Source organism: Marivirga sp. (assembly GCF_035704835.1).
GTDB lineage: Bacteria > Bacteroidota > Bacteroidia > Cytophagales > Cyclobacteriaceae > Marivirga.
In genome coordinates, this window is record NZ_DASSWQ010000046.1 from 1 (window position 1) to 14,269 (window position 14,269).

Here is a 14,269-nt window from a genome sequence, read left to right on the forward strand (position 1 = left end):
GACGAATACAGGCGCAGGCACGGGTTCAGGCGATGTATTAGATGGCCCAACAGGTATAGTAGATTACACAGCCGCTACAGCGGGAACCTATGTGTATGAATATGAGATAGCCGCTACGGCTACTTGCCCAGGCGCCACTTCAACGGTGACGATAACAGTAGAAGAAGCGCCAAGTGCAGGAACAGCAACAGATATCACTTTATGTAATACCGAATCAGCCTTTGACTTATTTGTTCAGTTAGCGGATGAAGATACAGGGGGAGACTGGGTTTTAGAAACAACAGGTACAGGTACAGGTGCTGTATTTGTAGGTGCGACTACAGATGGCATAATAGACTTTACAGCAGCCACAGCCGGAACTTATAATTATACTTATACGGTAGCGGCTACAGCAATCTGCCCAGCAGACAGCGAGACGGTACAAATCACGATAGAAGAAGCTCCAAGTGCAGGCACGCCAACAGATGCTACGGTATGTAGCACAGAGAATGCCTACGATTTATTTGGTCAATTAGCAGATGAAGATACAGGCGGAAGCTGGACGAATACAGGTGCAGGGACTGGTACAGGAGATGTATTAGATGGCACAACAGGTATAGTAGATTACACAGCCGCTACAGCGGGAACCTATGTGTATGAATATGAGATAGCTGCCACAGCAACTTGTCCAGGTGACATTTCAAGTGTAACGATAACAGTAGAAGAAGCACCAACAGCTTTCGCTGGAGATGATGAAGCATTTTGCGCAATTACGGAGATTGATTTATCTACTCTGACTAATTCACCAAGTGTTACTAGTGGAACAATATTATGGACTACTTCTTCTACTGAAGGTAGTTTTGATGATGCAACTTTGGTGACGCCAACTTATATTTTTGGAAATGATGATATTTCTAACGGCTCTGTAACCTTAACATTAACAGTTTCTGGAAATGGTGCTTGTGATAATGCAACTGATGAATTAGTCATTTCAATTGGTCAGGAACCAACAATTGCACCAATTGCAGATACCACAATTTGTGCTGGTGAGACTATTCAATTTGATGCTTTAGTCGAAAATGAAGGAAGTATAGAATGGTCTACTGCGGGAGATGGTGCTTTTGATGATGAAACGATTCTTAATTCAATTTATACACCAGGTGAAAATGATTCAATAAGTGGAAGCGTTGATATCAGTTTGACTGCTTTTGGATTAGGAACCTGCAGTGATTCGACTTTTACATTTACTTTGAATATCAATACAATAGATGTTCAGTTAGCTAATCTGGAAAATACCTCAGGTTGTGGAGCTGCAGATGGGGCTATTGCGCTTGATATAACTTCTAATGGTGCAGGTCCAATTTCAGTTATTTGGATGGGGCCAAATGATTTTATGTCATCTAATGAAGATATATCAAATCTCGAAGCTGGAATTTACAATGTTCAAGTGACAGATGATGCAACGGGATGTATTGTAAATGCTTCCTATGAAATAGTAGACCCAGTACCTTTTACAATTGATGGTTTACAAGTTACAAACCAAACATCTTGTGGTGTTGAAGACGGTACTGTATCTATTGAAGTGAATGATGGAAATGGTCCTTTTAATTATTATATAGAAGACGAAAATGGAGACGAAATAGATAGGGAAGATGGCGTAGCTGATTCTACTTATTCTTTTGATGCTTTAGCTCCAGGAGATTACCAGTTATTCGTAGAAGAAGGCACTTGTATTAGTAATGTTTCCTTCACCATTCAACCTTTTGAAGAAATAACAGCTACGGTTACTAATTCTACACCAGCCAATTGTGGAAATGCAGATGGTGAAATTTCAGTAGATGTAATGAATCCATCAGGGCTTGATTTTGATGTCCTTTTATTTGAGGATATTAATGAGGAAGCTATCGATACTTTATTAAATAGAAATTCTACTGACCAGCCTTTCATTTTTGATAGTCTGGCTCGAGGAACATATACAGTCGTGGTTAGACAAGCTACTACTTGTGAATTTAGAGAAGAAGTAGTGGTTAATGAAGCTGCAGATTTCAGTATAGAGGATCCTACAATTACGAATATAAGTGATTGTGACAATCCAAATGGTTCTATAAACTTAACAATTAATAATCCGAACAACGCAGATTTGACCTACACTTGGGTTAATAACGCTGGAGACACAGTTAATATAGGAGGTGAGGAATCATTCCTGAATATCACTGAACCTGGGATATTTGATGTTACGATTACAGATGGAACTTGTACGATTTCTCGAACAAATATAGAAATCACCCAACCAGCAGAGTGTGACTATGACTGTGAAGATTTCAGAGTTACGCCTTTGACCGAAGCAGCTACTTGCCTTGGTGTTGATGATGGTAAATTGTTCTTCTTATTAAGAAATGTAAATGCTAGTTCACCTGAATTGAATTTTGATATCAAACAGGCAGGAGCTGATGATGCTACATACAACAGATTTACTGTTGATAATATAGGAAGAGGATTGATTATTGAAATTGATTCTTCATTTGCTACAGGCACTTATACTGTTGTGGCATCTGATCCTAATTTAGATTGTGTGTCTGATACTTTCAATATCAATATTGGAACTAAAACAACATTGACAGCGACCATAGATATAGAGCAACCTACTTGTACAGTTTCTACTGGTTCTATTTCTGCAAATGTTTCTGGAACCACTGATGTATTTGATTATATATTATATTTCGAAGGAGATTCATTAACTACAAATACTTCTGGTGTATTCGCAGATTTGGAAGAAGGTGACTATGAATTGGAATTTGACAATCAAAATAACAATGCTTGTGGTTTAGAAAATCAAACTTTCACTATAGAAAATACAGCAGTTGTGGATCAAAGCGCTGTTGATATCGATACAACTAATCCTGAATGTGGGGAAATTTTTGGAACCATTTCTGCAAGTTTAAATAATCTACCAAGTAACTATGAATTTATCTTGGTAAATGGAGCAGGTGAAGAATTAGGTCGAAACACCACCGGTATTTTTAATGAGGTGCCAGAAGGAACTTATGTGATTCAATTTGAAAACATAGTGGAACCAGGTGCTTGCCCTATTGCTGACAAAGGTGGAATTGTTATAGAAAATAATGGTTCGTTCACCGCGGTAGCGAGTGATGTTGAAGATATAATCTGTAATGGTGCTTCCACGGGAACAGCGATTATCACCTTAGAAGGACGATCAACAGCATTCTATTCTTTTGATAATGGTGAAAATTGGACGCAATTCACATCTGGAAATAGAATTACTGGACTACCAGAAGTGAACAATTTATTAGTGAGTGATGCTGATGGTGGTGGCGAGTGCGAATTAAGTGTTGCGGTTGGAATTGAATATTTAAACGCGCCATTTGTATTAAGTAATGAGCCCGTTTTGGTAACACCTGCTAGCTGTACTACTACTGAAACGCAAGGACAAATCAGAATTCCTGCAGTGAGTGGGGGTGTTGAGCCATACACTTACTTTATCGATGGCCTTGAGGTTGAATTAGATGAGGAGAGAATAATCAGTGGCTTATCAAGAGATGCTAATGAATTAATTATAGAAGATTCAGTAGGATGTACGATAGTGCAACCTATCAGAATAATAGTTTCTCCAAACGAAATCATTTTCGATGTAAGCGAGCTAAGTCCTGATAATAACTGTTTTGAAGAACCAGAAGGTGTAGAGCTATTCATTGACCCAAGTACAATACAGAATGTAGCTTCTCCGTTTGTGTTTATAATCAATCAAGAAGGAGAGTCGACTAATACTGAATTTGAAATCAATCCTATTGATGTCCAAGATAATACTTTTGAAATAGGTGATGGGAAAACATATCAGTATGATTTTGAAAAAGGAGTACGCTATAATTACACCTTGATTTCATTAAATAATGAAGAAGCTTGCTCTAGAAATATTACAAGATTTATCAATGGTGGGGCAATTATCCCTGAATTTGAAATGAGTGCATTAGATGTTGCTTCTTGTGCAAATGAGTCTGGTGAATTGATTTTAGAAAATATCATAGTTGACCCTGAATTACCAATCTTTATTGAGGTATTTAAGGATAATGAATCTGAACCAAGTGCACTTATCGATGATTTTGATAATGTACCTCCTAGTGGTATGATAGTTATTGATAGAGAGAATTATGGACAGAGAATAACGAGTGGGGAATACAGAATAAGACTATATCAGCAACCAGGTAATGGCTGTTCAGAAAATATCTATTCTGAATTCCAAACGAGCTTTATTGACGAGCCGAATGGTAATTTAAGAGCAATACTTGTTCCAGAGCCTGTTCTACCTCCAAATACTGAAAGAAGTCGTTCTGAGATGAATCCAGTTCCAAGTACACGTGAAACTAGAGCGGATGGGTCTATTACGATTAGATTGGAGGAAACAACAGGGGCAGAGGCATACTTTGCAGAAATAAGATTATTGCAGCGTATTGGAGTGAATACACAAGCCGATTATAATTTACCTGAAGGACCAGTAGAAATTCCTGGAAACGGTGTATTAACCTTTGATAATTTATTACCAGGAGTTTATGAAATAGAATATTATGATTCTTTTGGTAAGTGTAGAAATGCAATAAATCTTATTCAAAATGCTGAAGGAGGATTGGAAATTACGGTTGATTATGATCGAAGACCATTCATTCCGAATGTATTTACGCCAAACAATGATAATATTAATGATGTATTTGAGATTCTAAATCTACCTGATAACGGAGCGGAATTAGTAGTAACTAATAGAAATGGTACAATTGTTTACAGAAACAGTAATTATCGTTCTAGCAACTTCTGGGATGGTGGTGATAATCCTGACGGAATTTATTTCTACCAACTGACTGTAGGTGGAGTAACTCAAAAAGGATGGGTAGAAATCATAAGAGGAAAACGATAAAAAATGTATGATATATTCAATCAAATACCAATCTCTACTGAGGTTGGTTTTTTTTTGTCTTTAAATTGAATACAATCATATTTTAAGAAAAAGAGGTTTAATTCAACCGAAAGTAAATAGGATTAAACCTCTATTGGAGAACGAAAAGAAAAATCGCAATTGATAAAATCAGTTGCAGCTTATTCATCTAAAAATAAAATTTTAAAGAAGGATGATTTAAAGCTTAGTTTTTACTTTTGACCATAATTTAATTTGCCAGAATATTTTCCCGGTGCTCAGATGATTCTTATTCTTATCATACAGTTTTATCTCACAAGGAATTACAACTGAATCCTCAGATTCTAATGGTTTTTCTACTTCATTTTGAACCCATTTTTCATCAATCGAAAATTCAGCAAATGCATCCATTTTAGCTTGAAAATGATACTCCATTTCAAGTTTTTGCATGATAATGCGATATTTCTTAACGTCCAGTTTATATAAGATCATCAGACCAGTGGTATACTCCGAAATAGTCGCCATCGCGCAGGCGTGAATGCCTTTTATATGATTTAAATTTCTTTTTTTGTAAGGAAGTTTAGTGTGAATTTTATTGGGCTCGATAGCTGTAATTTTAAAGCCATGGGGTTTGTTAAAGGGAATCATTCTGTTCAATCCCTGATTAAGTAGCCATAAATAAAATGAGGAGTTTTGCGCTTTATCAATAATGGAAGTTAAGTTCATAAAATTGATTGTTTATCAGATTGAATTGAATTTGATAGAGAAATTTAGGAAATACTTATATTTTATAAGGCAATCTCGTGGAAATAGAGCTATTTTTCAACTATTGATATAAATTTATTATGCATGCTGAGTTTTTGGGAGAGAGAAAGTTTATCGAAATATGATTATGTTATCATAGGTGGTGGCATTGTAGGATGTTCAACAGCCTATCATCTAAAGAAGAAAAATCCGAAAGCAGAGATTGCCATAATGGAAAGGGGTGCGTTTCCTAGCGGGGCTAGTTCGAAAAATGCTGGGTTTGCATGTTTCGGTAGCCTCACGGAATTGGTTGACGATAGTAAAGCATTGAGTGAGTCTGAACAATTAGCGTTAGTAGAGAAGCGCTGGAAGGGGTTGTTGGCGATGCGTAAAATATTAGGAGATCAAAATATCGGTTTTGAAGCTAACGGAGGTTTTGAAGTAATTAGAAAAGCAGAACTACCCGCCTTAGAATATTTAGATAATTATAATCAATTGCTAAAAAGCATTTTTAAAAAAGATGTATTTTCTCTGAATCCAAATCTTTCAACTGAGTTTGGCTTTAATACTGATGAGATTGAAACCATCATTTCTAATCCTTTTGAAGGACAGATTGATACGGGTAAAATGATTAAAAGCTGGTGGAACATATGCAGTGAAATGGGAATTAAAATCATGACATCGTGCGAATTAATGGAGTTTGAAGAAAAAGATGAATTTGTGGACTTGCATTGTCATACAACTAATCAAGATATCAAAATCCAAGCTAAAAATTTAGCAATTTGCACTAATGCATTTGCCCATAAATGGTTTCAAGAAGAAGATATTAACCCAGGAAGAGGATTAGTTTTAATAACTCAACCCGTAGATAATTTAAAATTTAAAGGCGTTTTTCATTATGAAGAAGGCTACTTCTACTTCAGAAATGTAGGGAATCGAGTTTTGATAGGAGGCGGAAGAAATCTGGATAAAGCAATTGAAGATACCACACACTTTGGAATTAACCCTAAAATCAGGTCTGCTATTTTGAATGATTTAAGGAAATTAATATTACCCAATCAAGATTTTTCTATTGATATGGAATGGTCAGGGATTATGGCATTTGGCAAAACCAAATCGCCTATTATCAAGAAAGTTTCGGATAAAATTGCAATGGGTGTAAGGCTAGGTGGAATGGGTATCGCTATTGGAACGCAAGTCGGCCAAGAATTAGAAGAATTGATTACAGAATGAAAATATTGTATACTTAAAAATTCTCAATAGATTTTTCTGATGTAGCTATTTACATTATTCACTTATTTTTACAAAAAATCATAGTAAGAAAATGCCCCTAAAAGTAATTATTGCCTCTAAAAACCCAGTTAAAATTGAAGCAACCAAAGCAGGGTTTGAAAGAATGTTTTCAAAACAATCATTCCTTTTTGAAGGAGTATCTGTTTTATCAGGTGTTAGTGATCAACCCATGACTCATCAAGAAACTTTGAAAGGTGCTAAAAATAGATCTGATAAAGCTAAATTAAAATTTCCAGATGCAAATTATTGGGTAGGCATAGAAGGAGGGGTTCATGAAGATGACTTTGGGATGCAAGCCTTTGCGTGGATAGTTGTACAAACAAGCGAAAAGTTAAGCCACGCGCAAACGGCCGTTTTTTATTTACCAGAACCCATTGCCCAAATGGTAAGAGAAGGAATTGAATTAGGAGAAGCCGATGACAGATACTTTGGTCGTTCTAGTTCTAAGCAAAAAGATGGTGCTGTTGGAATTTTAACAAATGGAGAAATCGACAGAAAATCTTATTATGAGCATGCCATGGTGATGGCTTTGATTCCTTTTTTTAATAAAAATTAGTCATAATCACATTCTATCGTTTTAGCAGTAACATTTGTTACGCCTTAAGCAGGTTTAGCCCTCTACTTTTGCCAGAAATTAGGATTGTATATGACTTTGATAGAGATAATAGGATTTTTATTTGCAGCCATCATTGGCATTTCTTTAGGATTAATAGGAGGTGGTGGTTCTATTTTGACGGTGCCAGTTTTAGTTTATTTATTAGGGATTAATCCTGTCACCGCCACTGCCTATTCTTTATTTATTGTAGGCTTTAGTTCCTTAATTGGTGGCTTGAGCTATGCCAAAAAAGGATTAGTAAATTATAAAACGGGTATCGTTTTTACAATCCCAGCCTTCATTTCGGTTTATCTCACCAGATTGCTTTTAGTACCAGCTCTGCCAGAAATATGGTTTAATATAGGCGGTTTGGCAATTACTAAATCTGTCGGAATCATGGTATTGTTTGCCTTTTTAATGATTGCAGGTTCTTATTCGATGATTAAGAATAAAAAGAAATTAAAGAAATCAGCAAAAGATGCCGATACAGTTCAAAAGTTCAATTATACTTTAATTATCATAGAAGGAATAGTGGTAGGGGCTTTAACAGGTTTAGTGGGTGCTGGTGGAGGGTTTTTGATAATTCCTGCTTTAGTGATTTTGGCTAAATTACCGATGAAAGAGGCAGTAGGTACCTCGCTTTTAATCATTGCTGCTAAATCCTTGATTGGGTTTATTGGAGATATACAATCCGGTGGTGATATAGATTGGACATTTCTATCAATCTTTACCCTAATAGCAGGAGTAGGCATCTTCATAGGCACCTATTTTTCAAATAAGATTGATGGTCAAAAACTTAAAAAAGGCTTTGGATGGTTTGTCTTAATTATGGGATCAGCTATGATTTATAAAGAACTCTTAATGTGATGGTCAAATGAAGGTTGGAGACCATTTTGCTCTCTTATACTAGTATAAAAGCTTACTTATTTCCTCTATATTTTATCTGTAGACCATTTAAAAAATTTCGCAAATATTGATCTAGGAATGGTCTGTATTGCGATTGTTTAGGATTTCTTAAAAAAGCCGTTATTTCATGAGGGCTAACGGGCTTATCTGCTAACTTAAAGGCTTCTGTGATGTCTTCAGTTTTTAAGTTAAGTGCTATTTTCAGTTTTTTGAGAATGACGTTATTCTCTAATATTTTTTCAGGTTCAGGTTGAGGTCCTTCTTTTTTCCCTCTTTTTTCATTAATCAGACCATTGAGAAAAGTAGCTAATTGATTATCATAAATCTCTTTAAATTCCTGATGATCCTCATTTTTTAGCCAGTCAGTAACCAATGAACGAGTAACCTTGTAATCAGCTGCCGCAAATATAGCAATCATTTGATCATCACTATAATCAAATATGTAGCGGATTCTTTTAAAAATATCGTTATTGGTCATCTTTAGTCTGTTTTTCTATCCCAAAATAAAAAAGACCGTTTCAAAATCGATATTAACTCTTTTAAAAAGCATATCCCTAATTCTGAAACAGTCTCTAAATATAATATTTTGCCTAGATTCTTGATTCTAGACTCTATTATCTAGTTTTACGCTAATGCTTTTTTCATGGTAGCTCCTATGTCAGCTGGTGACTGAACTACATGAATACCACACTCAGCCATAATTTTCATTTTTGCTTCTGCAGTATCATCTTTTCCACCGATGATAGCACCTGCGTGACCCATTCTTCTTCCAGCTGGAGCAGTTTTTCCAGCGATAAATCCTACGACAGGTTTCTTATTACCATTTTCTTTTATCCAACGAGCAGCTTCAGCTTCATAATTACCGCCAATTTCACCTATCATTACGATAGCGTCAGTGTCATCATCTTCCATTAGCATTTTAACCGCTTCTTTAGTTGGAGTGCCAATGATTGGGTCACCACCAATTCCAATTGCAGTAGAAATACCTAAACCAGCTTTTACAATTTGGTCAGCTGCTTCATATGTTAAAGTTCCTGATTTGGATACAATGCCTATTTTACCTTTTTTGAAAACAAAACCAGGCATAATACCTACTTTGGCTTCTCCAGGAGTGATTACACCCGGGCAGTTAGGACCTACTAATACTAAATCTTTGTCCTGAATATAAGTTTTAGCTCTCATCATATCTTTTACAGGAATTCCTTCTGTAATAGTGATGATAACTTTAATGCCTGCATCAGCAGCTTCCATAATAGCGTCTGCCGCAAAAGCAGGTGGAACGAAAATGATTGATACATTTGCGCCAGCTTCTTTAACAGCATCTTCGACAGTGTCGAATACTGGTCTATCTAAATGTTTTTGACCTCCTTTTCCAGGTGTTACGCCACCTACAACGTTGGTGCCATACTCTATCATTTGCTCAGCGTGGAATGTTCCTTCTGAACCTGTGAAACCTTGTACAATTACTTTAGAATCTTTATTTACTAAAACGCTCATTATGCTCTGTTTAAAGTTTTTGCAAAAATAGAAGAAAAGCCTTCATTCACAAAGTAATTTCGTGCTTGTTTCTGAATAACTTCCATAATAATAAATCAAACAAACAATATTTCAATTGATTTACTTAAAAGAAAATCGAATTTCCAGTATGCCTAAAATGCTTAAAAAAAGTGAGTTCCCTTCTAAAGTTTGCCCTGTGTGCAATAGACCCTTCTCTTGGAGAAAAAAATGGGAGAAGGATTGGGAAAATGTTAAATATTGTAGTCAAAAATGTAAAAAAGAAAGTAAAAATTATAAAATCTGATATTACATTTTCCTTCAATCAATTTCATTTTTAGTATCTTAACTCTTATGAAAATTTTAAATGTCCAACAAATTCGAGAAGCTGACCAATATACTATTAAAAATGAGCCAATTACCAGTATTGATTTGATGGAAAGGGCTAGTCTAAAAGTTGTGGACTGGTTAGTTAATAAGTTTTCGAATAAATATGAAATCCTTGTTTTGGCAGGTTCTGGGAATAATGGAGGAGATGGTTTGGCTATTGCAAGAATGTTGTCAGAGAGAGATTATACCGTAACTGTATTTTTGGTGCTGGGGGAGTCTGGTTCTAATGATTTTGAAGAAAATTTAAGCAGATTGCAATCAATCAAAAAAGTGAATATATCAAAGGATTTTGATTTCAATAAGTCGTCTGATAAAACTATTTTCCTGGATGCGATTTTTGGTTCAGGTTTATCCCGCCCAATTGAAGGAGATATCGCTAACCATATTAGAAAAGTCAATAACTCTCAAGGAATTAAAATAGCTATAGATATTCCTTCTGGAGTTTTCGCTGATAAACCCAGTTTAGGGGACGCCATTTACAAGGCAGATTACACGCTTAGCTTTCAAGTCCCAAAATTAGCCTTTATGATGGCTGAAAACCAACCTTTTATTGGTCATTTTGAAATTTTAGACATTGGTTTGTCAAAAGAATTCATTAAAAATTGTGTAAGCGATTATTCAATTTTCAGTTTGTCAAATGAAATAGTATCTCCTTTAAAAGTTGATAGTATAGCTCATAAAGGAATAAGAGGTCGAGCCACTGTTATTGCAGGTGGTTATGCAAAAATGGGAGCTGCAATAATAGCTGCAAAGGGTGCTTTGCACTCTGGAATTGGATTGCTTTCAGTCCAAGTATGTCAAAAATGTATTGATATCATTCAAAACCAAATTCCAGAGGCCTTGATTCTTCAGGATGAAAATGAATATGTGTTAGGCACTTACTTAGAATATCAAAACCAAGATGTGTTGGTAATAGGTCCGGCAATCGGTTTTGCTCAAAAGACGTCTAAGCTTTTAGAAAAGATATTGAAAACATATAAAAGTCAACTGATTTTAGATGCAGATGCAATTACCATTTTAGCTGAAAATAGAGAACTCCTTGAGCTATTGCCAGAAGGAACAATCTTAACTCCTCATCATGGTGAATTTAGACGATTGGTTGGTAATTATTCAAATAATTTTGAGGCATTGATGCAACTAAAGTCATTCTGTAAGCATCATAAGGTTGTAGTAGTTTTGAAAGGTAAGTTTTCAGCTGTTTGTGATGAAAGAGGATACATAAGTTTTAATAAAACTGGAAATCAGGGGATGGCAAAAGGAGGGAGCGGAGATTTATTATGTGGAATTATAGCCGGGATAGCCCCAAGAATAAAAACACCATATGAAACCGCAAAATTGGCAGTGTATTTGCACGGGTTATCAGGTGATATAAGTTGGAAAGAATATGGTGATAATTTTATGACACCATCACTTATGATTTCAAATTTAAAGGAAACTTTCAAACTAATAGAAAAAGAAACTGAATACTAAAACTATATGTATTATTTGACCGTAAAGACTTACAAATGAAAAATATAATTTACATATCTATAATTGCTTTACTGATGCTGTTTGTAGGAAGTTTTACAAGAGCTGAAAATGTGAAGGGATTTAACAAAATCAAGACTACTGAAATCTTGAAGAAAGCAGATGTATATCCTAATCCTGCTGAAGATTATATTTTTTTAAAAATTGAAGAACTTGATGATAATTCAGATATAGAAATTGAGGTGATGAGTATCATTGGCAATAAAATGAAAATTAGCCATGAACAAGTAGAATCAGGATTATATAAAATTGATTTGTCAAACATTCCAGTAGGTCATTATTATGTGATGCTAACAATAGATACTGAAAAATCCCTCAAGAAATTTTTAAAGAAGTAAGTTTCCTATTCTATATTCGCTCTCGCAGTCCAAACTACTTTCATAATTTTCTCTTTTTTTATCGGTCATTAATACCTACTTTTCGATAAAGAGAATGAAATGAATGCCAAATCCTATTTTTATTGGGTCGTTGCAGTAGCAGAAATTATTGCATTGACATTTGAAATTGATATTCTGCACCAAATAGCTAAACCGCTTTTGATGATATCGTTATTGGTCTACTTCTGGGATAAATCCGATACTCGTAAAAATGAAAAGTGGGTCAGTTTCGTCACTTTAGGATTAGTATTTAGTTGGATTGGGGATATCATGTTGCTCTTCACATTTAAGCATTTTATGTTCTTTTTCGCTGGATTATCTGCATTTTTAGTAGCGCATATTGTCTTTATTTTTGCCTATAAAAAAGCTACATTCAAAGATGAATTTAAATTTAAATGGTCCTTCTTTCCTTTTGTAGTGCTGGGGTATGTTTTATTAATGGCATATCTTACTTTACCATATGTAGATAGTATAATTCAAGTTCCTTTAGTATTTTATGGTTTAGTTTTGTGTTTGATGATTTTAGCCGCTTGGTATAGGAAAGATCAAACCACAGACGAAAGCTTTCAGTTCGTGGTGTTAGGAGCAGCATTGTTTATTATTTCAGATTCAATTTTAGCTATCAATCGTTTTTCTCATACGATTCCTTTTTCAGGTGTTGCTATTATGGGTACATACATTATTGCGCAGTGGTTGATAGTTAATGGGTTGCTCAAACATGAGATAAATGCTAAAGCTCAGGTTGATAAATAATTCTCACTAGATAACATTCATTTAGCCTAAATTAAAAATCTAATAATTATTAATTCGAGAAGATTATCTTCAATGTCAAGATTTCAGAAGTGTAATTTCTCCAGGTCTGATTTAGGTTTAGCTTAATTATAGCCAAAAAAATTATTTTAGGTTTCACGTCATCATTTCTAAAATTCATAAAAAATATGCCACTGCATTCAATACCCAATCAATTTCAATTGGAAAGCGGAAAAATTTTGCAAGGAGCCCGTATTTATTACGAGGTTTTAGGGGAAATTTCACTGAATAAAGAAGTGGTTTGGATTTGTCATGCATTTACGGGAAGTGCTACAGTTAAAGATTGGTGGCCTTCACTTTTTCATGAAAATGGGGGATTTATTAAGGCTGATAAACATGTGGTGGTCTGCGCTAATATTTTAGGTTCTTGTTATGGCAGTACTGGACCAGACGCTATAAATCCTCAAACGGGGAAAGTATATGGTAATGATTTCCCTGAATTAAAAAATCGAGATGTAATAAAAGCATTAATAGATTTACGAAAAGCGCTTCATATCTCGAAAATCAATTATCTAATTGGTGGTTCAATGGGTGGACAACAGGCCTTAGAATGGTCATTATTTGAGCCTGAAGTCATTTTGAATCAAATATTAATTGCTTCAAATGCAAAACACTCTGCATGGGGAATCGCATTTAATGAATTGCAACGACAAGCGCTTGCTATAGGCCTAAATGATTCTGATGAAGATCGACAAAAATCATTGGCTTTGGCTCGCAGTATAGCCATGGTAAGCTACCGTAGTTACTCAGACTTTGAAAAGAATCAAGCTGGAAAAAATGTAAATGCAGAATGGAATGTTACCTCTTATCTAAATTATCAAGGCAAAAAATTTATTGGACGATTTAATTCGCATAGTTATATAATTCTTTCTAAAATGTTGGATTCTCATGATATAACTGAAATAAGAGAAGGAACTATAAAGGATATACTTGCAACCATAAAAGCCAAAACTTTATGCATCGGAATTGATTCTGATATTCTTTTTCCTTTAGAAGAACAAAAATTTCTTAGTGAAAATATCCCATACGCAAAGCTAGAAGTTATCGAATCTTTAAAAGGTCATGATGCTTTTTTAATTGAAGGCAATTTGATTTCAGATTTCATTGAAAAATATTTTACCTGAAATCTAAATTTTAAAGGATTACAGTTTTTTTTAATAAGGACTATTTTAATGTTTTGTAAATTTTAAAAACTCATTTTCATTTGTAATGAATCAGTATTTGGAACAAATA

General features: G+C 34.8%; 12 protein-coding genes. 9 read left to right on the forward strand and 3 right to left on the reverse strand.

Annotated elements, in window-relative coordinates; all coding sequences use genetic code 11:
• A partial coding sequence (locus VFM92_RS07170) for a gliding motility-associated C-terminal domain-containing protein (RefSeq protein WP_325121518.1) occupies positions 1 to 4,903 on the forward strand: 4,903 nt, incomplete at its 5' end.
• Positions 4,904 to 5,119: 216 nt separating this feature from the next.
• On the opposite strand, the gene VFM92_RS07175 is transcribed toward VFM92_RS07170, so the two are convergent.
• On the reverse strand, positions 5,120 to 5,626 hold the full coding sequence (locus VFM92_RS07175; RefSeq protein WP_325121519.1) for a DUF4442 domain-containing protein: 507 nt from the start codon (positions 5,624 to 5,626) through the stop codon (positions 5,120 to 5,122).
• Positions 5,627 to 5,749: 123 nt separating this feature from the next.
• Between VFM92_RS07175 and VFM92_RS07180 the strand changes: the two genes are divergently transcribed.
• From VFM92_RS07180 to VFM92_RS07190, 3 genes are all read left to right on the forward strand, one after another.
• Positions 5,750 to 6,877 carry an FAD-dependent oxidoreductase gene (locus VFM92_RS07180; RefSeq protein ID WP_325121520.1) on the forward strand — a complete coding sequence of 376 codons (1,128 nt, stop codon included), beginning with the start codon at positions 5,750 to 5,752 and terminating at the stop codon, positions 6,875 to 6,877.
• 91 nt (positions 6,878 to 6,968) lie between these two features.
• On the forward strand, positions 6,969 to 7,493 hold the full coding sequence (yjjX, locus tag VFM92_RS07185) for an inosine/xanthosine triphosphatase (RefSeq protein ID WP_325121521.1): 525 nt from the start codon (positions 6,969 to 6,971) through the stop codon (positions 7,491 to 7,493).
• A 90-nt stretch (positions 7,494 to 7,583) separates the two neighbouring features.
• Positions 7,584 to 8,399: a sulfite exporter TauE/SafE family protein gene (locus VFM92_RS07190; RefSeq protein ID WP_325121522.1), complete on the forward strand. Its 816-nt coding sequence runs from the start codon at positions 7,584 to 7,586 to the stop codon at positions 8,397 to 8,399.
• 52 nt (positions 8,400 to 8,451) lie between these two features.
• On the opposite strand, the gene VFM92_RS07195 is transcribed toward VFM92_RS07190, so the two are convergent.
• Positions 8,452 to 8,916, reverse strand: a complete 465-nt coding sequence (locus VFM92_RS07195; RefSeq protein ID WP_325121523.1) for a DUF1456 family protein — start codon at positions 8,914 to 8,916, stop codon at positions 8,452 to 8,454.
• 146 nt (positions 8,917 to 9,062) lie between these two features.
• Positions 9,063 to 9,935: a succinate--CoA ligase subunit alpha gene (gene sucD / locus VFM92_RS07200; protein WP_325121524.1), complete on the reverse strand. Its 873-nt coding sequence runs from the start codon at positions 9,933 to 9,935 to the stop codon at positions 9,063 to 9,065.
• A 157-nt stretch (positions 9,936 to 10,092) separates the two neighbouring features.
• Between sucD and VFM92_RS07205 the strand changes: the two genes are divergently transcribed.
• The 5 genes from VFM92_RS07205 (at position 10,093) to VFM92_RS07225 (ending at position 14,160) form a co-directional block, all read left to right on the forward strand.
• On the forward strand, positions 10,093 to 10,239 hold the full coding sequence (locus VFM92_RS07205) for a DUF2256 domain-containing protein (RefSeq protein WP_325121557.1): 147 nt from the start codon (positions 10,093 to 10,095) through the stop codon (positions 10,237 to 10,239).
• Between the two features lie 47 nt (positions 10,240 to 10,286).
• Positions 10,287 to 11,792, forward strand: a complete 1,506-nt coding sequence (locus VFM92_RS07210; protein WP_325121525.1) for an NAD(P)H-hydrate dehydratase — start codon at positions 10,287 to 10,289, stop codon at positions 11,790 to 11,792.
• Between the two features lie 35 nt (positions 11,793 to 11,827).
• On the forward strand, positions 11,828 to 12,187 hold the full coding sequence (locus VFM92_RS07215) for a T9SS type A sorting domain-containing protein (protein WP_325121526.1): 360 nt from the start codon (positions 11,828 to 11,830) through the stop codon (positions 12,185 to 12,187).
• A 99-nt stretch (positions 12,188 to 12,286) separates the two neighbouring features.
• The gene (locus VFM92_RS07220; protein WP_325121527.1) at positions 12,287 to 12,979 is read left to right on the forward strand and encodes a lysoplasmalogenase; all 693 of its coding nucleotides are present in this window, start codon (positions 12,287 to 12,289) and stop codon (positions 12,977 to 12,979) included.
• 185 nt (positions 12,980 to 13,164) lie between these two features.
• Complete coding sequence (locus VFM92_RS07225) at positions 13,165 to 14,160, forward strand: homoserine O-acetyltransferase family protein (RefSeq protein ID WP_325121528.1); 996 nt, start codon at positions 13,165 to 13,167, stop codon at positions 14,158 to 14,160.
• Positions 14,161 to 14,269: the final 109 nt, after the last annotated feature.